This window comes from Streptococcus mitis (assembly GCF_002860865.1).
GTDB lineage: Bacteria > Bacillota > Bacilli > Lactobacillales > Streptococcaceae > Streptococcus > Streptococcus mitis_AT.
In genome coordinates this window covers 13,460-30,481 of sequence record NZ_PKIE01000007.1, presented here as the reverse complement: position 1 = coordinate 30,481, position 17,022 = coordinate 13,460, and the positions used below count along the sequence as shown (strand labels likewise).

Sequence of the window (17,022 nt, the reverse complement as noted above, 5' to 3'; positions counted from 1 at the left end):
TGAAGATTATCCTTTACCAGCGCCCTTTTTCTTTTAAAAATAAGAAAATTTCGGTATAATAGTCAATTATACCGAAATCATTCTATAATCGTTGATACATAAGGGTTTTATGTGTCGCTTTTTTTATTTTGTGGACTTTTTTAAGAACTTTTTATTTTTTCGAGGGCAGTTTCAAAGAATGAGATTGCTCTTTTTTGGTTCTCTTTTGATAAATGGCTGTAAGTGTCCATAGTTACAGATATTTTTGCATGGCCAAGCCGTGTCTGTATTTCCTTGTATGGCAGGCCAGCATTAAGCAAGATACTAGCGTGAGTGTGTCGGAAAGCATGAAAGCCTAAGTCAGTACAGTTAGCGTTTTTTAAGTGCTTATGTAGGCGATAATCAACCTTTCGAGTATTGACATAGTTGTCAAAGCTATCAGAGAATACTTTCTCATAGGTTAAGCCAATGTTTCTACCATTTTCTGCTTGTCTTGCTCGGTAGAGGCGAAGCATGAGCACTGTTTTATGATCGATATCTAGAACTCTATAGCTTGATTTTGTCTTAGGACTGTTTACCTGGTTTAAAATGTTGAGTGTTTTGTTAATATCGATTGTTCCGTTCTGCAGGTCAATATCAGACCATTCCAGAGCCAGACATTCACGGATGCGCAGTCCAGTAGCTAGGAGCGTTTTATAAAGCACAGTATCATAGAAATTGACAAAGGTATTCTCCAGGTTATCGAGATAGGAGAGGAAGTTTTTAAGTTCCTGATCTTGAAAGTATTTAATTTCTTGTTTATCTCTGGTTATCTTTCTAGGAATGACAACATCACGAGCAGGGTTATTGTCTAATGCTTGGATGGAAACCCCATACTGTAGAATACGTTTATTTAAGGCATGAAGGTGATTGTATTCTTTATATCCCGTTCCGTCCTGATTGTACTCATCCGCCCACTTATTTACCTGAGTTTGGATAATGACAGGTGTAAGTTTATCTAGTTTGTAAGTACCAAATGAGGGCAAGAGGTAATTATTTAAGCAACCTTTTATCTTTATCTGCGTATTAGTCTTTATGGTATGCTGGTAGGTTTGCCAGAATAAGTCCACAAGTTCCCTATAGCTTGTTATATGTGAGCGTTGTTTCCGTGTAGAGCCGTTTTTCTCAAATTCTACCTTAGCCTGGGTGGCCTTGTTTTTGAGTTCTTTCTTTGTTCGTGCTGATATAGTAGTCTTGACCTTCTTACCAGTTACAGAATCGATACCAAGATAGATACTGGAGCGGTAGACTGCTGATCCGTCTTTTTTCGTGTGTTGTGTAATCTTCATGGTTTTACTCCTTTTTCCATCAGCAGGCAAGCAATTAGAAAAGGTTTTGAGTTTGTACCATGCGAGGAGTTACGAGAACCCCTCTATTTTCGATTTTAAGCAGTCGGACGGTAAATTGTACCAGAATAGAAAACAAGGCGAATATGGGGGAGTTTTTTATTTTAAGTTATGTTTACTAGAATATAAAAAGAAAAGTAGCCGTATCAAATACGGCTACTATCACGTTATGGATCTAAAATCCAAATGTAAACTTTATGGAGCTAAACTCCTAATAGCTGTATTGTAATATAATTATTAAAAAATGTCAAGAGATTAGAAAAGGTATAATTCTTTTAACTTTTCGTTAATTTTGTCCAATGTGTTATCAGATACTTTCATTTTTCCGATTGGATCTAATCTATTTTTCTTTAAAATTCTATCTTTGCTGATTGTTTGAAGGTTATTACACTTGGCATAAGAACGCTTAATGTATTTTTTGTAGTATTGAGTTAATTCAATAACGTCATTTATTTCTGATTGTGTCCGTTTAAGGTTATCATCGTCTATTATCTTAGGTTGAATTATTTCGTTTGAAAATTGTTCTGTATAAGCTTGGTAGACATCCGATAAGGCAGCTTCAGTAACTGCATTATTGGAATCTAAATATTTTAGGTAGGCAAATAATTCTTTGTGTAATTTTTCAATATATTCATCAAGCAAAATAGAAGGATATTCTGCAATGACTTCGTCTATGAGTACAGTATCTATTTGATTTTTAGATGTTAGAGGAATTACTGTAAGTGTTTTTTTATAGGGACTATCTACTTTGTCTAAGACAATAGCCCAATGATTATTTGATAATTCTCCACCTATATTTACACCGAACTCTACGAATACCAGAGAACCACGACTGAATTTCCAATATTTTCTTTTTTGAGTCTTGGCTTCAAATAAGAATTGTTCAGATTGTCTTTTAACTGCTGGTGCAAGAAATCTGTATTTAGAAGATGTATGCTTTGCTTTACCAAGTTTATAGAGTTTTTCAACTTCTATGTAGTTTTGTTTGGTTTGTTCAAAATATGGATTTTCTTTGTTCATTTTAATTCTCTCTATATATGCCCACGATTTCGCCGATGGTTTAGAAGATATTAGTCATCTCTATTTGTCAATTTTGCCGTTTTTTTGCGCTTTAGTCTGTAAAAATGGCTTTCTATTCTTCAATTTCCTCTGTTTTTGCACAATAGACCTTAGAAATAGGGGCGCTATTGGCGAATATGGGGGAGTTTTTTAATTTACGATGAGTTCTCCAATAGGGATAAAATCTTTTTGTTTTGCAGATTTTGCGATTAAGTCGTATTGATCAGCAGATTTTTCATACCCAAGGGAAAGAGTAGTATTGTCGTCTGGTAATTTTTTAGCAAACTCAGATATAGACATCCGAAATACGGTAATTGCATTTTGCTGATTAGTTGTAGCAGAATTTGAATTGATTGCGTCCATAGTCTCTTTTGCGCTATCTTTAGCCGTTCCAGTTAGCAAAATCATGATTGTATCATGCGGTTCGGATGAATCTGAATCGATTACGTTATTTTGAATTTTAACGCTTATTGCGCCAGTTGATTCAGGATCTAATTTTGATTTGATTTCAGAAATTAGATCATCGTATTTACTGTTATCTACTTTGGCTTTTGTGTTTGTTGAAGTAGTATTTTTTTGCTCCGTTTTTGGTTGCTCCGAGCTATCTTTGGTAGTTGATTGATTGTTAGAGCAAGCTACTAGAAGGGTAGCAGAAAGTAAAATAGCTGACGTGCTTAGTAATTTTTTCATAAGTAGCCTCCTATATGCTGATGTTTTTCTGATAAAAGATTTAGTGCGATATCCCATATTTTTAACAATAGGCCTATGAGATAAAGTAGCTATTGGCGGATATGGAGCTTATATAGTGATTAGTGATTTTATATTAGTCGTCATAATCTTTATGAAGAACAGGATTATCAGCTAACGAGGAAATTATTGTACTAACAGCTTCCCTTTCTTTATTGTCTAGTGTTAAAAAATCAATAATAGTAATTTTAGTCTTATCAGGAAAGGTCATTAGACCTGCAAGAAATCTTCCGATATTTGAATCAGCATAGTCTTGCATTCCTTTTAACATAAGATCTTTTTTTTCTTGACTCCAATTTTTAAATTCTTCTTTAGCAAATCTTCTATGTCCATAATAGTCTGTGATTTCTCTAAGGTTTTCTATTACGGTATCCCTTACTTTTTCACCACGAGTTAGCGCCAACAAACCATATCCTGCGAAATCTACTGGGGATTCCATGTTATCACTATATTTCTCTAGAGTAGAGGTTAGGTAGGTTGTTCTTCTTTCGTCTTCCCCTAAAAGATATCCAACATTTACCCCGAAATATTCTGCAAGTAGTAGAGCAGGTTTTGATTTGATTTCATTATTTGGATTTTCCCAATTTTGATAAGTTCGTAAAGTAATATTCAAACCTAGTTCTTTTTTTATAATATCTTCGTAAAATTCTTTTTGGGAGAATCCTTTTTCTATTCTAAGTTTTTTTAGATTATTTTTAGGTGTTTGTTTTTCCATTAGTTATCCTCTTATACGTTTATCTAAAGTATAACATAGTAGAGAGAAAAAATAAAATCATAGACGAAAAAAATTTCATTTATCGCTTGACAACGAAAATAAATTCGTTTATAATTCAAAGTGTGATGAAAAAACTTTCGTCCAAATCAAGATTTTTTAGAAAGGAGTGAGTTGATAATGTTATTAACAATAGAACATGCAAAAAAAGTTCGTCGAAAACGAGGGGAGCTTCAGCTTGGAAAAGTTCAGTTAGCCAAGAAACTAAAAATTACACCTCCTACTCTAGCAAAAATTGAAGCTGGCAACTACGATGCACCTAAGCGCATTTACGAAAGTGTGATAGAGTGGCTTTTAGAAGATTATTAGAAAGGAGCGAACCAATCGCAATACTACTCTACATTTACAGATTTCTCATGTGGTGCTTTACCACTGGAGATTGATAAACGGAATTAGTTAATTATTTACTAGATTATTTTGCTTGCTACCTATGGCAGTATCAAGGGTTTGTAGGGGTTCATTCTCTCCTAATTTTTCCCTACCTCAATGATTTACCTTGGTACTGTTTTAGGTGGCAAGCACGAGCAACAAGAAGAAAGGAGCGAACCAATGGAACTGGTTTACATGGACGGCAGAAAAGAGCCGTATACACTGAGCAGTATCGTAGCAGAATGCACTGGATTGCAACATCATACAATAACCAAGACAATCCGCAAACATCAAGTAAGGTTTGAACGGTTCGGAAAGGTTGGATTTAAAATCCAAGCTATGGAAAGCGGCCAGAATACTAAGGATTATATTTTGAATGAGCAACAAGCGACCTTGTTAGTTACATTCTTAAAAAATACTGAGCAAGTGGCCAACTTCAAAACTAACCTAGTTAAAGCCTTCTTTGAAATGCGTGATGAACTTTCTAAACGCTATCTTCAACGGGAACTAGAAAAACCAAAGCGTAAAAGCTTAACTGAAGCTATTCAAACATGGGAGAAAGCACCTAAGCATGCCTATAGTACACTTACAAACTTACTACTAAAGGGAGCGACAGGGAAGAATAAAGCGCAACTCATGAATGAGCGAGAAAGTAAGAACGGTATTGATGGCTTGACAAGTGTAGAATTGACAAACTACCAACGTTTGGAAGATATGGCAATAGCTATGATTAGCTTGAATAGGGGGTATTCAGAAATTAAAGAACTAATTTTTAAAGTATAGGAGTATAGAAAATGGAAAATGATTTTAAGACAGTTACAAATGCCAAGGGGTTAGAAATTCCTAAGTATCCCAAGGATTTTAAAAAGCTAGTTGAGAAAGACAGACAACTAGCCGAATATCTTTGTATGAACTACGAGAACTTGGACAGTGAAGACCTGGGCGCATTTCTTGAAACAGTAGAACAGGGAATCAGTTGGATTCTAGATCTTATCGAAAGTAAAGACTTGCTTTATAAACCAAAGTCAGGTAGTAATCATGCAAAAAGAAAATAAAAAAATCACTTGCTCAAATTTTAGACGAGGCGAGCAAGCGACAAGATTAAGGATATAGAAATTTTTTCTATGCTTTGATTATAGCAAAAAATATCTATTCTATCAAATACCTAAAGAAAAACCGAAGAGCAGGCAAGCAATTAGAAAAGGTTTTGAAATCAAGCGCTGACAGGGTGATTCTAAGGCCTTGTTTAGCTGAAAGATGGGTAATTACTCACGAAACACCGCTACAAGCGTTCGCCAACTTGGGGCAACTGCCCAGCGTTTGGAGTGGTACTAATCGTGTATAGGAAACAGGCAAAAAAAGGCACAGGAAAACAATATGACAGTAAATACAAATGATGTTCTAGTAGATTATGAGGGGCTTTGTTGTCAGTTAACTGATACTCTACTAGTCTTAGAAATGGCTAGTATGGAAGACAGTAAACAATCATCAGCTTTACTAAATACAGTAATCCAAGCTATGAACCAACTCATTTCAGAACATACTCAACAGGCTAATGACTATAGAAAGGGGATAAAACATGAATGAGTTAGATTTAACCAACATACAGGCGCTTATCTTTATTGTGGTAGCTATTGGTTTACTAATCTATCTAAACCACCGAGACCGCAAAAAAAAGCGCTCAAATCGAGCGAGAAAGTACACAGACGATTGAAACGACTAGCGAGGATTTAAGCCCTGATTATGGGCGATATATTCAGCTTGCAGCGGTTAAGCCATGGGGGTACTAAGATGTTTGAAAAAATGATTGAAGATTTAAAGTCTAAGATTTTGGAAGCAGTGGAACGATATTTAAAAAGCCATGAGAAAGCACCTCAAAAAAGATTAGATTTGATTAGCAAGGTGGAACTAAAGGAAGAACTGGGCATAGGAGATAAAACCTTAACAAAATGGGAAGGTGCGGGACTGCCACAGTATATACCGCCTATTGAAGATACTAGAAAAGCGTATTATAAAGTCTCAGACGTTTTAAAGTTTTTGGGGGTAGATGATGGCAAAGACTAAAATATATTTTTGGTTAAAAGTTGATAAGAAGTTTTTTGATAATCTTTTTATTAAACGACTGAAAAATATGCCTGGTGGCTACACTATGACAGTGATTTATATCCGTCTTATGTTGGAAAGTTTAGAAGATGATTGTATTTTGTACTATGAAGGCTATTTTGATAGTTTGGTACAGGAATTAGCTTTAAAACTAGATGTTTCTGAAGATGATATCAATATGACGGTTGCATATTTTACAAAATGCGGACTGATTCAGATAGACGATGATGGACACGCTACATTATCGCAAGCAAAAGCTATGGTTGAGAGTGAAACAAACTGGGCAAAATACAAGCGAGACCAAAGAAAAAATAGTCAAGATTTACCAAAATTGGAGAATGTCCAAAATAGAAGGACTGTTTCCAACTCATGTCCAACAGAGATAGAGATAGAGAAAGAGTCAGATAAAGAGTTATATAAAGAATATATATTGTCAGGTAAACCTGACTTTACTTTCCCAAATTGGTTAACTCCGAGTATGATTGATGAGGTAACTAAAGGACGTCCTGAAAAATATTTAATCAGAATACCTTTAGCTTATCTGAATCATACAGTTGGGAAAAATTATAAATATTTGGACAAAAACTTGAAGCCGATAATAGCACGATTCAAAGAAGGCTATACACTTGAAGATTTTAAACAGGTGATAGATATTAAAACGGCAGAATGGAAGGACAGTCCTGAATTTTCTAAATATCTAAGACCAGAAACACTTTTCGGTTCTAAGTTTGATGGTTATTTGAATCAAAAGCCTAAAACTATAAAAGGGAAGTCCGAAGATAACTTCCCAGATCTACCATTTTAGGAGTTGCACAGATGAAGGAACAATTTAAAGAATTTAATAATAGAAAAATATCGGATAAAGTTTGCGATATTCACCAGGTAAATTATTGGGAAATTTCTGTACCAGTGTTAGGGGGTTCAGAAAGAAAAGTACAAGCATTTTGTCCGGAGTGCGTGAAGGGAGAGATTAAACAGAAAGAGAAAGACCTATTGCAGCAGTTCGAGGACAGGCAAGCTTACTTTAAAACTTATGATGTCTTAATGCGTGATAGTACGATTCCTAACGAGTTGAAAGGAGCGACATTTGATAATTTCTTTGTTAAGACGACAGAGGAGCGTCAGATGTTAGAGTTTGTAAAGGGGCAAGCCCAGAAGTACCTTGCAGGTATGACAGGAAATACTTTAATCAGCGGTAGCACAGGAATAGGAAAAAGTCATTTATCTCTTGCCCTGGCCAAAGAAATCAATGAGAGCTTCAGAGAGAAGAACGAGCCTAAGAGTGTCTTGTTTGTCAGCCTAACCGAGATTATCAAGCAGATAAAAGAAGGCTGGGCTTATGGCAGAAATGCAAACCTAACAGAGTATGAGGCGGTTAAAAAGCTTGTTGATGTTGATTTTCTAATCATTGATGACCTGGGGGCAAAAAATGGGACGGTAACCCCTAAGAGCGATTGGGAACAGGATTTCTTGTTTGATATTATCAATAATCGAGAAACTACGATTTTCAACACGAACCTAGATAGTAGTGAACTGCGGACGGTATACAATGCTAGAAATTCAAGTAGAATTTTGAAAGGTTTAGAAGGGAACACTTTCAAGGCTTTCACGATCAAAGATAAGAGATATACTATAAACACAGTGAGGGGAGAATATCAATGAATGATGATAAAATGCGATTTGCAACAGAAAAAGGCTTTGTTGTCTACGAAAAATGTGGTATAATAGAGATAGAAAAAGTTCCAAGTTTTGGAGAAATTACTTTATTCTATTCAGATGGGAAATTTACTCATCTAGTCAAAAAAGAAACTAAAAAATAAGTCTATTGAGAACAACTCAGGGACATACCGTAAGCATATAATGCTAGTGGTATGTCCCTTTTTGTTTGCATAGAAAGGGGGTGAGTATTATGGCAGGAGATACTTCTTTAGGGTATGTGGTAGCCAATAAGTTTTCTATGGATCCAGATAAAAGACAGAAAATCTTTTCTCAGTGTAAAAAAGAAGGTGATAGCTTAGAACAACGGAAACAAGAAATACTAGAGAAATATGCTAACAAACAAGACAAACCAAAATCTAGAAAAAATGATTCTAAAGGCTCGGAGAGTCATAAAAGAAAAACTAAGAGCAAAGAATTTTAGAAAAAATTATAAACAACGAGGAGCAATAAAAAGATAAAGGAGGGTAAAATGAGTCTAACGAGTGATCTAGCAAATGAAATTGCTAAAACTTTGGAAGCTTATTCTGAAGAAGTTGAAGAACAGATAGATTTAATTGCTGAAGAGGTTACAAATGAAGCAGTGAATGAATTGAAACAAACAAGTCCTAAAAGATATGGGAAATATGCGAAAAATTGGCGCTTTAAGAAAAATTCTAAAGGTTCTTTTGTAATCTATAATGCAGATCCAACATATAGATTAACTCATTTATTAGAACATGGACATGTATTAAGAAATGGGGGACGTAGCAAGGCAATTCCTCATATAAAACCAGTCGAGGAAAAAGTAAAAGAAAAATTTGAACAAAGAATAAAAAATCTAGGTAAATAATCTTGTAAGATAAAGGAGCAAAAAAATGACAACTAACTTAGTTAAACAAAAAGAAAATCTAGAAGCTTATATCCGAAGTACAGGTTATAACACTAGAGGGATGAACGTAGAAAATAATCATGTACTCATTGAAAAACCAATCCTTGATAGTTACGAAAATGAACATCAACGTAAAGAACTGGTTGATCTGGTAAATGTTATTGAGACTCGTACCCGTGGTGGGAAGTATGAAGTAACTGACTTTGAATCTGATTCATTACAAGAAGTTAGCGAAAATTCGGTTGAGAGAACAGAAGCAGATAAAAAGAAAACTATCAGCGTTGATTACTTAGTTAAATTATTCAGTGGAAAACTTGATTTTTCACAGGAACAATTAGACGATGGTCAATATAATTTAACGGATTTTCTTGGTAAGAAGATTATTAAATTAAAACGTAGAACACGAAATAGAGAGATTGGGAAAATTCTCCAAACTGCGAAAGTGCAGACTGCTACAAGTATGGACGACTTGAAATCTATTGTTTCTTTAATCAATCCAGAGCGCAATGTATCTATGGTTGTTAGTCAATCACTATTTAGTGTCTTAGAAAAAATGAAAGACACTTCAGGAAATTATCTTCTTAAAGTTGATAAAGAGACAGGGACAAGTGAAACATTCTTTGTAGATAACTTTTTAATTGTAGATGATACAACATTAGGGAATAAAGGTGACAAAAAAGGCTTTATCGGAGATCTAGAAAACTTTGTTACTTTGTTTGATCGAAAGAAAGATACACTTAGTTGGGTGAATGCGAATGACTATTTTGGGAAACGGTTGATTTTACATACCCGATTTGATGTAAAAAAAGTTGAAGAAGATTGTGGTTACTCTATTCAATGGAACTAGGAGGAAGAAATGGATATTAATCAAGTATTTGATACACTGGATGATTTAGATAATAAAAAAAGTAAGATTAATTCAGCACGAGAACAGTTAAGCAAAAAAAGGAAAAGCCTGTTAGGCAATCAAGCAGTTTCATTTGAGAACATAGATTCTTTTTTGTCAAATAACTTAGAATCTTTAGAGCAGCTGGAAAATATGGAAAAAGCTATTAATGGCCTTCAGGAAAAATTTGATAGTGATTTTTCAGAAGCTAATGCAGTCATCTTTGAATACATTTTTAAAGAGACTAAGCAACGGATGGAAACTAAGAAGATCTATAAACAATACCGAAAGAAACTTAGACGAATTCTGGACGCATATGATGAAATTCAAGAACTGAAGAAGGATGTAGAAGAAATCCATACAGGTGTAGTCAGAGAAATAAGTCAGAGACATTCTCTATCGCCGTATCGAACAGAAGTAAGTCCACTTACTGTCCTACCATTCTTAACCCCTGATTCTAGCGGATGGATGAATTTTTCTAAGGAATATCGGGACATCAAAGTGTATTTAGAAAAATAGGGAACAAATTAAGTAAGGCTAGTGATATATGGCTCAAACAAAAGAAATATCGCTAGTCCTACTTTTATGCTTTACTAAGTTTCACATAACAAAGTAAGCATAAACTGAAAAGAAGTAATAGCTTGAAAGCAAGGTATATCAGGGGTTTACAGAATGGAGTGAGTTTCACAGAATGTAAGATATGAGAAACTGAGGGGATAAATTGAAGAAATTTCCCTTGAACTTGTCATACTGAAGAGTTGTCAAACTTAAAACAATGATACCTGGTAAGTGGAGTGTTGGAAGGCTTTTAGCGCTTTTTGTCAGTTTGACAGAATTTACAATTTGACAAATTGAAAGATAAAAAAATTTTTAAATTTAAGTGGAGGTACTTGCCTATGTACGAGTTGAGTAACAGAGACCTGGACGGGATAGATATTGAGTTAGGACGATATAGAACGCTTGCTAATAGAATTTATTTGAGAAGACAGGAACTGATACATAATAAGAAACATAGCACTGAAGATTATACTGGTGGGAAAGGCAAGACAGTATCTAGTCCTACTGAAGCGACAATCATTAGAATTGAAGAAGACCAAACGCTAAGATATTTAGAAGGTTTCAAACTAGTTGTAGATACCTTGATGGAAAACTTAATTGAAAGTGATCTAGTAATTTTTAAAATGAGATATTTAGAAGCTGGTGCGACTTGGGAAGACGTGGCAGAGAAACTAAATAAAACTACTCGTTATATAAATAGCCGTAGGAAGGTAATCGCTAAAAGATTTGTGGAATTGAAAGGATATTGACTCCCCCACCTTTTAAAAAATCTTTCTGCCCAGTAGGGTACCGGTGAAGGGAACTTTTTCCAAGTCGGAGCACTTCAGACAAAAAGGGGGTAAAAACTGGTCGATTCATCAGAAAAATGATTAGTTTTGAATGGCAGTATATATACTGTAGAGGAGAAATAGATAAAACTTGATTTATTGTAGGAAGATAGCAAAAGAGCTATAATAAAGTGGAGCGCAAAGGATTATATTTTTAAAAAAGGAGATTGTAGTAATGGCAAAAAATGATTATTGGGTAGTTGTGTATAAAATCCTTAATTATTATTTTCAGAAAATGAAGCATGGAGAGCCAGCCGATGAAAATGAAATAAACTCTTCCGTCCTGGAAATTCCCCACCTATACTTAATGGATGTCTATCGTAATCTGTTTGATGACGGATTTTTGACAGGCGCTTGTGTAACTGGGGACATGTCTGGAGATGTTTATATTGAGAATTTGTCTCTTGTTAGAATTACAACTAAAGGTATTGAATATTTGGAGGACAACTCTAAAATGAAACAGGCTTATAAAATTTTGAAAGAAATAAAAGATTGGATACCTGGAATGTAGCGCTGGGGATATATGAGCGCTAGTGAAATAATTAGCAGACCGAAAGCTATTATAATCGAATTTATTGGATTTTATGAAGTAGTGTTTTTCTGATTGGGTTTGATAAAATAGAGGTGTGAGGGGGATTTCGTTCTCCATCTTAGTGTTTATCTCTCTTTTGCGAGAGTCAGGTTTACGTTTTTTTTTAAAATTTTTGAGAGTATATAAATTTGGTGAGAATATGCTATAATATTACCAGGTAATAAAAAAAGCACGTTTTACCGTGCTAGTTTCTTGCCTGCTGAACTCGTCAATATTGCGCCCTTTTCAGGGCTCTTTTTTGTGGACTTTTTTAGGAACTTTCAAGAAAAACTAAAGCGATTTAATGACTAAATGTTTTTAAAGAAAGTCAGTATTTTCAAGGGCTGAGCCCTAAAAATTTGACTTATAGAGTGTTAAATGATAGTATAGTCAAAGATAGTCAAGGTTTAAAGAGAGAGGTGGGTTTGTAATGAGATTTAAAAATACATCGGATCATATTGAGGCCTACATCAAGGCGATTTTAGATCAATCTGGAATTGTGGAGTTGCAACGGAGTCAGTTGGCGGATACCTTTCAGGTTGTTCCTAGTCAAATTAACTATGTGATCAAGACACGCTTTACGGAAAGTAGAGGCTACTTGGTTGAAAGTAAGCGTGGTGGCGGAGGCTACATTCGTATAGGACGGATTGAGTTTTCTAGTCATCATGAAATGCTCAGGGAGCTACTTTACTCAATTGGTGAGCGGGTCAGTCAAGAAATTTATGAGGATATTCTACAGCTTTTGGTTGAGCAGGAATTGATGACCAAGCAGGAGATGAATTTGCTAGTATCAGTAGCTTTGGATCGCGTTCTAGGAGAAGAAGCTCCAGTTCTTCGTGCAAACATGCTACGACAGGTCATACAAGAGGTAGATAGAAAAGGGAAGTAAGATGAACTATTCAAAAGCATTGAATGAATGTATCGAAAGTGCCTACATGGTGGCTGGCCATTTTGGAGCTCGTTACCTAGAGTCTTGGCACTTGTTGATTGCCATGTCCAATCACAGTTATAGTGTGGCAGGGGCGACTTTAAATGATTATCCATATGAGATGGATCGTTTAGAAGAAGTCGCTTTGGAACTGACTGAAACGGACTATAGCAAGGATGAAACCTATACGGAATTGCCGTTCTCCCATCGTTTGCGGGTCCTTTTTGATGAAGCAGAGTATGTGGCGTCAGTGGTCCATGCTAAGGTGCTAGGGACAGAGCACGTCCTTTATGCGATTTTGCATGATGGAAATGCCTTGGCGACTCGTATCTTGGAGAGGGCTGGTTTTTCTTATGAAGACAAGAAAGATCAGGTCAAGATTGCTGCCCTACGTCGAAATCTAGAAGAACGTGCAGGTTGGACTCGTGAAGACCTCAAGGCTTTACGCCAACGTCATCGTACAGTAGCTGACAAGCAAAATTCTATGGCTAATATGATGGGCATGCCCCAGACTCCGAGTGGTGGTCTCGAGGACTATACGCATGATTTGACAGAGCAAGCGCGTTCTGGCAAGTTAGAACCAGTCATCGGTCGGGACAAGGAAATCTCGCGTATGATTCAAATCTTGAGTAGGAAGACAAAGAATAATCCTGTCTTGGTTGGGGATGCTGGTGTCGGGAAAACAGCTCTGGCGCTTGGTCTTGCCCAGCGTATTGCTAGTGGTGATGTGCCTGTGGAAATGGCTAAGATGCGCGTGTTAGAGCTTGATTTGATGAATGTCGTTGCAGGGACACGCTTCCGTGGTGACTTTGAAGAACGCATGAACAATATCATCAAGGATATTGAAGAAGATGGCCAAGTCATCCTCTTTATCGATGAACTTCACACTATCATGGGTTCTGGGAGCGGGATTGATTCGACTCTGGATGCGGCCAATATCTTGAAGCCAGCCTTGGCGCGTGGAACCTTGAGAACGGTTGGTGCGACCACTCAGGAAGAATATCAAAAACACATCGAAAAAGATGCGGCCCTTTCTCGTCGTTTCGCCAAAGTGACGATTGAAGAGCCAAGTGTGGCCGACAGTATGGCCATTTTGCAAGGCTTGAAGGCGACTTATGAGAAACATCACCGTGTGCAAATCACAGATGAAGCGGTCGAAACAGCTGTCAAGATGGCGCATCGTTACTTGACTAGCCGTCACTTGCCAGACTCTGCTATCGACCTCTTGGATGAAGCAGCGGCAACAGTGCAAAATAAGGCAAAGCATGTAAAAGCAGACGATTCAGGTTTGAGTCCAGCTGACAAGGCCTTGATGGATGGCAAGTGGAAACAGGCAGCCCAGCTAATCGCAAAAGAAGAGAAAGTGCCTGTCTATAAAGACTTGGTGACAGAGTCTGATATTTTGACCACCTTGAGTCGCTTGTCAGGTATTCCAGTCCAAAAACTGACTCAGACTGACGCTAAGAAATACCTGAATCTGGAAGCTGAATTGCACAAACGTGTCATCGGTCAAGATCAAGCAGTTTCAAGCATTAGCCGTGCCATTCGCCGCAATCAGTCAGGGATTCGCAGTCACAAGCGTCCGATTGGTTCCTTTATGTTCCTAGGACCCACAGGTGTCGGAAAAACTGAATTAGCCAAGGCTCTAGCAGAAGTTCTTTTTGATGACGAATCAGCCCTTATCCGCTTTGATATGAGTGAGTATATGGAGAAATTTGCAGCCAGTCGTCTCAACGGAGCTCCTCCGGGCTATGTGGGTTATGAAGAAGGTGGGGAGTTGACCGAGAAGGTTCGCAACAAACCATACTCTGTTCTCCTCTTTGACGAGGTAGAGAAGGCCCATCCAGATATCTTTAATGTTCTCTTGCAGGTTCTGGATGACGGTGTCTTGACAGATAGCAAGGGACGCAAGGTCGATTTTTCAAATACCATTATCATCATGACATCAAACCTAGGTGCGACTGCCCTTCGTGATGATAAGACTGTTGGTTTTGGGGCTAAGGATATTCGTTTTGACCAGGAAAATATGGAAAAACGCATGTTTGAAGAGTTGAAAAAGGCTTATAGACCTGAATTTATTAACCGTATTGATGAAAAGGTGGTCTTCCATAGCCTGTCTAGCGATCATATGCAGGAAGTAGTGAAGATTATGGTCAAACCTTTAGTGGCAAGTTTGGCTGAAAAAGGCATTGACTTGAAATTACAAGCTTCAGCACTGAAATTGTTGGCAAATCAAGGATATGACCCAGAGATGGGAGCCCGTCCACTTCGCAGAACATTGCAAACAGAAGTGGAAGACAAGTTGGCAGAGCTTCTTCTCAAGGGAGAATTAGAGGCAGGCAGCACACTTAAGATTGGTGTTAAAGCAGGCCAGTTAAAATTTGATATTGCATAAAAACGAGGTCGGGACAAAGTTCCCGACCTCTTTGTTTGCCTTTATTAGTTTGCTTTGCTGTTGCGACTGTTTTAGGGATGGCTATTTTTCTTAGAATTGCTCATGATGCGAATGAATAAATCTTTGTATTTATATTTTAAATAGGTTTCATGTAAGTACAATAAAGCTATATCTACAATCATAAAAATGGTTATTAGGTAAAATAAATCAAATGTAGTCTGAGCGTAGCGAACTGCAGACTGATAAGAACAGAAAGCTCCCAAAATCACTCAAGGAAGATACTTATAATACTTATTTAGCATAAGAATGCACCTCCTATATTCTATTTCAATGTTATTATATTCCTTTGTACTTAAAGTTTTAAGCGATTACACAAAACAAATTCAAATTTTTAATAGAAAAATCTCCTGTTTTTCTATTTTATTACGAATAGAAGAGTAGGAGGAGTAAATGTATCTAAAGTATTTAAGATTTTTAAAATAGTTTAGATAAATTGTTGACATGTTTAAAATGCAGTGTTACAATTATATTACAAAAAGATTTCTTTATATTTCTAAAACATTACAAAGGAGTAGAAAAATGAAAAAGAAAACCTATATCAAATTGATGGCAGCAACTGTATTGGCTTCTACCTTGCTATTGGGAGCTTGTGGAAATAAAAAGGAAACAACTCAAGCAAGCAGTTCTGCTAAGACAAGCCAATCATCAAGTTCTAAAGCAGCTTCTGCTAGCAAAGAAAGCAAGACTCAGAAGTCCTCAAGTTCAGTTTCATCTGAAAAGGCCAAGGCGTCTACTGACCAGTCTGCAGCAACTACAACATCATCACCAGCAACACCTGCACCAGAGCAAAGACAAGGTCAAGAGGTGTCTAATCAACAGGCTCCTCAAACCCAGTCTAACCAATCAAGCTATGATCCTACAACTGACCGCAAACTTCAAGACAAACAAGCAGAGCAAAATAAACGCTACAAGGGTGTTTTAACCATGGTAGACGGTGATTTCTCAGCAGCAGCTGGCAACTGGAAGGGAGAAAATAGCGAAACCATCACAGTTTCATCAGGTGGTCAATTTACAGTAGAATCTGCTGATGGAAAGAAAGAAAATTACTCTATCAGAGGCTACTCTTATACTCTTGATGGTGGTAAGTATAATGCCAAAATTGGTGGAGGAAAAATCATCCAAATTACAACAGGAGCGGATGGTAAGGTTTCCAGTGTTGCTTTGAGTCAATAATAGCTCTCAGTATTTGAATTTTTACAATCAAAGAAAATCCGTCAGCTCAAATAAGAGTCGACGGATTCTTTTATACTTGTACTTGGGTTAAAAATTCTTCTGTAGTAAGAATTTGAGCAAATTCATCTTGTAGAGAAAGGAGATTAATCTCATGGATAGTCTCAGGAGAGATGGCCTGACCGTTTTTGTTAGATAGGGTAAAACTGGCAGTAGCATCTGCTAGTAAAGTGACTTCAAAACCAAGATTTGCTGCCATTCGTGTCGTAGTAGACACACAATGAGGCAACGTCAAACCAACAACGACTAAATGACAAATCTGATTTTTTCGTAAATATGTTTCAAGATTTGTTCCAATAAAGGCACTATTAACCGTTTTTTGAAAGACAGGTTCTGAAGCAACTGGTTCAAATCCACTTTTAAACTCCTGATTTTGTTTGTTATGAAATTGCGACTGGGGATTGTCAGATATGTGTTGAACATGTAAGACTGGAAGAGCGTGTTTACGAAAGTATGCCAGTACCCTCAATGCTTGTTGTTCAGCTTGAGAGTTGTTCCGTTCTCCCCAGATAGGGTTATCAAATGCTTTTTGCATATCGATAATCAGTAGAGCAGTATGAACCATT

23 protein-coding genes and 1 pseudogene are annotated in these 17,022 nt (G+C 36.7%); 18 read left to right on the top strand and 6 right to left on the bottom strand.

Annotated features, from left to right (window positions below; genetic code table 11):
- Positions 1–140: 140 nt before the first annotated feature.
- The 4 genes from CYK18_RS08970 to CYK18_RS08950 all read right to left on the bottom strand — a co-directional run bounded on the left by CYK18_RS08970 (position 141) and on the right by CYK18_RS08950 (position 3,885).
- Positions 141–1,307, bottom strand: coding sequence for a tyrosine-type recombinase/integrase (locus CYK18_RS08970; RefSeq protein WP_101786213.1), 1,167 nt, complete (start codon positions 1,305–1,307; stop codon positions 141–143).
- A 312-nt stretch (positions 1,308–1,619) separates the two neighbouring features.
- On the bottom strand, positions 1,620–2,384 hold the full coding sequence (locus tag CYK18_RS08960; RefSeq protein ID WP_049509641.1) for a hypothetical protein: 765 nt from the start codon (positions 2,382–2,384) through the stop codon (positions 1,620–1,622).
- A 189-nt stretch (positions 2,385–2,573) separates the two neighbouring features.
- Complete coding sequence (locus CYK18_RS08955; protein WP_101782414.1) at positions 2,574–3,113, bottom strand: hypothetical protein; 540 nt, start codon at positions 3,111–3,113, stop codon at positions 2,574–2,576.
- A gap of 133 nt (positions 3,114–3,246) precedes the next feature.
- The gene (locus tag CYK18_RS08950; protein ID WP_101782413.1) at positions 3,247–3,885 is read right to left on the bottom strand and encodes a helix-turn-helix domain-containing protein; all 639 of its coding nucleotides are present in this window, start codon (positions 3,883–3,885) and stop codon (positions 3,247–3,249) included.
- 177 nt (positions 3,886–4,062) lie between these two features.
- On the opposite strand from CYK18_RS08950, the gene CYK18_RS08945 reads away from it, so the two are divergent.
- From CYK18_RS08945 to CYK18_RS08865, 17 genes and pseudogenes are all read left to right on the top strand, one after another.
- Positions 4,063–4,251 (top strand): DNA-binding protein, encoded by a 189-nt coding sequence (locus CYK18_RS08945; RefSeq protein WP_061438568.1) that lies wholly within the window; start codon positions 4,063–4,065, stop codon positions 4,249–4,251.
- A gap of 240 nt (positions 4,252–4,491) precedes the next feature.
- Positions 4,492–5,094, top strand: coding sequence for a Rha family transcriptional regulator (locus tag CYK18_RS08940; RefSeq protein WP_101782448.1), 603 nt, complete (start codon positions 4,492–4,494; stop codon positions 5,092–5,094).
- 11 nt (positions 5,095–5,105) lie between these two features.
- Positions 5,106–5,366 (top strand): hypothetical protein, encoded by a 261-nt coding sequence (locus CYK18_RS08935; RefSeq protein ID WP_049539448.1) that lies wholly within the window; start codon positions 5,106–5,108, stop codon positions 5,364–5,366.
- A 322-nt stretch (positions 5,367–5,688) separates the two neighbouring features.
- Positions 5,689–5,898 carry a hypothetical protein gene (locus CYK18_RS08925; RefSeq protein WP_049509650.1) on the top strand — a complete coding sequence of 70 codons (210 nt, stop codon included), beginning with the start codon at positions 5,689–5,691 and terminating at the stop codon, positions 5,896–5,898.
- A pseudogene (locus CYK18_RS11150) lies at positions 5,891–6,101 on the top strand (hypothetical protein). The gene CYK18_RS08925 and the pseudogene CYK18_RS11150 overlap by 8 nt, the downstream one beginning before the upstream one ends.
- A 1-nt stretch (position 6,102) precedes the next feature.
- Entirely contained in the window at positions 6,103–6,375 is a 273-nt protein-coding gene (locus CYK18_RS08915; RefSeq protein ID WP_049509653.1) for a hypothetical protein, read from the top strand.
- Positions 6,362–7,219: a conserved phage C-terminal domain-containing protein gene (locus tag CYK18_RS08910; protein ID WP_049509655.1), complete on the top strand. Its 858-nt coding sequence runs from the start codon at positions 6,362–6,364 to the stop codon at positions 7,217–7,219. Before CYK18_RS08915 ends, CYK18_RS08910 begins: the two co-directional genes overlap by 14 nt.
- 11 nt (positions 7,220–7,230) lie before the next feature.
- A complete protein-coding gene (locus tag CYK18_RS08905) occupies positions 7,231–8,076 on the top strand; it encodes an ATP-binding protein (protein ID WP_060806000.1) in 846 nt (281 codons plus the stop codon).
- Positions 8,073–8,234 carry a hypothetical protein gene (locus CYK18_RS10850; RefSeq protein WP_162837499.1) on the top strand — a complete coding sequence of 54 codons (162 nt, stop codon included), beginning with the start codon at positions 8,073–8,075 and terminating at the stop codon, positions 8,232–8,234. Before CYK18_RS08905 ends, CYK18_RS10850 begins: the two co-directional genes overlap by 4 nt.
- An 89-nt stretch (positions 8,235–8,323) precedes the next feature.
- Positions 8,324–8,554 (top strand): hypothetical protein, encoded by a 231-nt coding sequence (locus CYK18_RS08900; RefSeq protein WP_060805999.1) that lies wholly within the window; start codon positions 8,324–8,326, stop codon positions 8,552–8,554.
- A gap of 48 nt (positions 8,555–8,602) precedes the next feature.
- Positions 8,603–8,962, top strand: a complete 360-nt coding sequence (locus CYK18_RS08895; protein ID WP_060805998.1) for an HK97 gp10 family phage protein — start codon at positions 8,603–8,605, stop codon at positions 8,960–8,962.
- A gap of 25 nt (positions 8,963–8,987) precedes the next feature.
- Positions 8,988–9,848, top strand: coding sequence for a phage major capsid protein (locus tag CYK18_RS08890; protein ID WP_101786211.1), 861 nt, complete (start codon positions 8,988–8,990; stop codon positions 9,846–9,848).
- Positions 9,849–9,857: 9 nt separating this feature from the next.
- Positions 9,858–10,406, top strand: a complete 549-nt coding sequence (locus CYK18_RS08885; protein WP_101782408.1) for a hypothetical protein — start codon at positions 9,858–9,860, stop codon at positions 10,404–10,406.
- A gap of 377 nt (positions 10,407–10,783) precedes the next feature.
- Complete coding sequence (locus tag CYK18_RS08880) at positions 10,784–11,194, top strand: DUF722 domain-containing protein (protein WP_049537989.1); 411 nt, start codon at positions 10,784–10,786, stop codon at positions 11,192–11,194.
- Positions 11,195–11,447: 253 nt separating this feature from the next.
- Entirely contained in the window at positions 11,448–11,783 is a 336-nt protein-coding gene (locus CYK18_RS08875) for a YjcQ family protein (protein ID WP_101782407.1), read from the top strand.
- A 490-nt stretch (positions 11,784–12,273) separates the two neighbouring features.
- On the top strand, positions 12,274–12,732 hold the full coding sequence (locus CYK18_RS08870) for a CtsR family transcriptional regulator (protein ID WP_001211277.1): 459 nt from the start codon (positions 12,274–12,276) through the stop codon (positions 12,730–12,732).
- Position 12,733: 1 nt separating this feature from the next.
- Positions 12,734–15,166, top strand: coding sequence for an ATP-dependent Clp protease ATP-binding subunit (locus CYK18_RS08865; RefSeq protein WP_101782406.1), 2,433 nt, complete (start codon positions 12,734–12,736; stop codon positions 15,164–15,166).
- Positions 15,167–15,237: 71 nt separating this feature from the next.
- Here the strand turns inward: CYK18_RS08865 and CYK18_RS11145 are convergent, their stop codons facing one another.
- Positions 15,238–15,435 carry a hypothetical protein gene (locus CYK18_RS11145; RefSeq protein WP_239683522.1) on the bottom strand — a complete coding sequence of 66 codons (198 nt, stop codon included), beginning with the start codon at positions 15,433–15,435 and terminating at the stop codon, positions 15,238–15,240.
- A gap of 310 nt (positions 15,436–15,745) precedes the next feature.
- On the opposite strand from CYK18_RS11145, the gene CYK18_RS08855 reads away from it, so the two are divergent.
- Positions 15,746–16,399 (top strand): hypothetical protein, encoded by a 654-nt coding sequence (locus CYK18_RS08855; RefSeq protein WP_101786209.1) that lies wholly within the window; start codon positions 15,746–15,748, stop codon positions 16,397–16,399.
- A gap of 70 nt (positions 16,400–16,469) precedes the next feature.
- Here the strand turns inward: CYK18_RS08855 and CYK18_RS08850 are convergent, their stop codons facing one another.
- Positions 16,470–17,021 (bottom strand): cysteine hydrolase family protein, encoded by a 552-nt coding sequence (locus CYK18_RS08850; RefSeq protein WP_101786207.1) that lies wholly within the window; start codon positions 17,019–17,021, stop codon positions 16,470–16,472.
- Position 17,022: the final 1 nt, after the last annotated feature.

What these genes read in the sequence shown, in the direction of transcription:
- CYK18_RS08865 (WP_101782406.1), top strand. Translation starts at nt 12,734, where the DNA reads ATGAACTATTCAAAAGCATTGAATGAATGTATCGAAAGTGCCTACATG.
- CYK18_RS08935 (WP_049539448.1), top strand. Translation starts at nt 5,106, where the DNA reads ATGGAAAATGATTTTAAGACAGTTACAAATGCCAAGGGGTTAGAAATT.
- CYK18_RS08890 (WP_101786211.1), top strand. Translation starts at nt 8,988, where the DNA reads ATGACAACTAACTTAGTTAAACAAAAAGAAAATCTAGAAGCTTATATC.
- CYK18_RS08895 (WP_060805998.1), top strand. Translation starts at nt 8,603, where the DNA reads ATGAGTCTAACGAGTGATCTAGCAAATGAAATTGCTAAAACTTTGGAA.
- CYK18_RS08855 (WP_101786209.1), top strand. Translation starts at nt 15,746, where the DNA reads ATGAAAAAGAAAACCTATATCAAATTGATGGCAGCAACTGTATTGGCT.
- CYK18_RS08885 (WP_101782408.1), top strand. Translation starts at nt 9,858, where the DNA reads ATGGATATTAATCAAGTATTTGATACACTGGATGATTTAGATAATAAA.
- CYK18_RS08900 (WP_060805999.1), top strand. Translation starts at nt 8,324, where the DNA reads ATGGCAGGAGATACTTCTTTAGGGTATGTGGTAGCCAATAAGTTTTCT.
- CYK18_RS08970 (WP_101786213.1), bottom strand. Translation starts at nt 1,307, where the DNA reads ATGAAGATTACACAACACACGAAAAAAGACGGATCAGCAGTCTACCGC.
- CYK18_RS08880 (WP_049537989.1), top strand. Translation starts at nt 10,784, where the DNA reads ATGTACGAGTTGAGTAACAGAGACCTGGACGGGATAGATATTGAGTTA.
- CYK18_RS08940 (WP_101782448.1), top strand. Translation starts at nt 4,492, where the DNA reads ATGGAACTGGTTTACATGGACGGCAGAAAAGAGCCGTATACACTGAGC.
- CYK18_RS08875 (WP_101782407.1), top strand. Translation starts at nt 11,448, where the DNA reads ATGGCAAAAAATGATTATTGGGTAGTTGTGTATAAAATCCTTAATTAT.
- CYK18_RS08960 (WP_049509641.1), bottom strand. Translation starts at nt 2,384, where the DNA reads ATGAACAAAGAAAATCCATATTTTGAACAAACCAAACAAAACTACATA.
- CYK18_RS08950 (WP_101782413.1), bottom strand. Translation starts at nt 3,885, where the DNA reads ATGGAAAAACAAACACCTAAAAATAATCTAAAAAAACTTAGAATAGAA.
- CYK18_RS08905 (WP_060806000.1), top strand. Translation starts at nt 7,231, where the DNA reads ATGAAGGAACAATTTAAAGAATTTAATAATAGAAAAATATCGGATAAA.
- CYK18_RS10850 (WP_162837499.1), top strand. Translation starts at nt 8,073, where the DNA reads ATGAATGATGATAAAATGCGATTTGCAACAGAAAAAGGCTTTGTTGTC.
- CYK18_RS08955 (WP_101782414.1), bottom strand. Translation starts at nt 3,113, where the DNA reads ATGAAAAAATTACTAAGCACGTCAGCTATTTTACTTTCTGCTACCCTT.
- CYK18_RS08915 (WP_049509653.1), top strand. Translation starts at nt 6,103, where the DNA reads ATGTTTGAAAAAATGATTGAAGATTTAAAGTCTAAGATTTTGGAAGCA.
- CYK18_RS08945 (WP_061438568.1), top strand. Translation starts at nt 4,063, where the DNA reads ATGTTATTAACAATAGAACATGCAAAAAAAGTTCGTCGAAAACGAGGG.
- CYK18_RS08910 (WP_049509655.1), top strand. Translation starts at nt 6,362, where the DNA reads ATGGCAAAGACTAAAATATATTTTTGGTTAAAAGTTGATAAGAAGTTT.
- CYK18_RS08870 (WP_001211277.1), top strand. Translation starts at nt 12,274, where the DNA reads ATGAGATTTAAAAATACATCGGATCATATTGAGGCCTACATCAAGGCG.
- CYK18_RS08925 (WP_049509650.1), top strand. Translation starts at nt 5,689, where the DNA reads ATGACAGTAAATACAAATGATGTTCTAGTAGATTATGAGGGGCTTTGT.
- CYK18_RS08850 (WP_101786207.1), bottom strand. Translation starts at nt 17,021, where the DNA reads ATGGTTCATACTGCTCTACTGATTATCGATATGCAAAAAGCATTTGAT.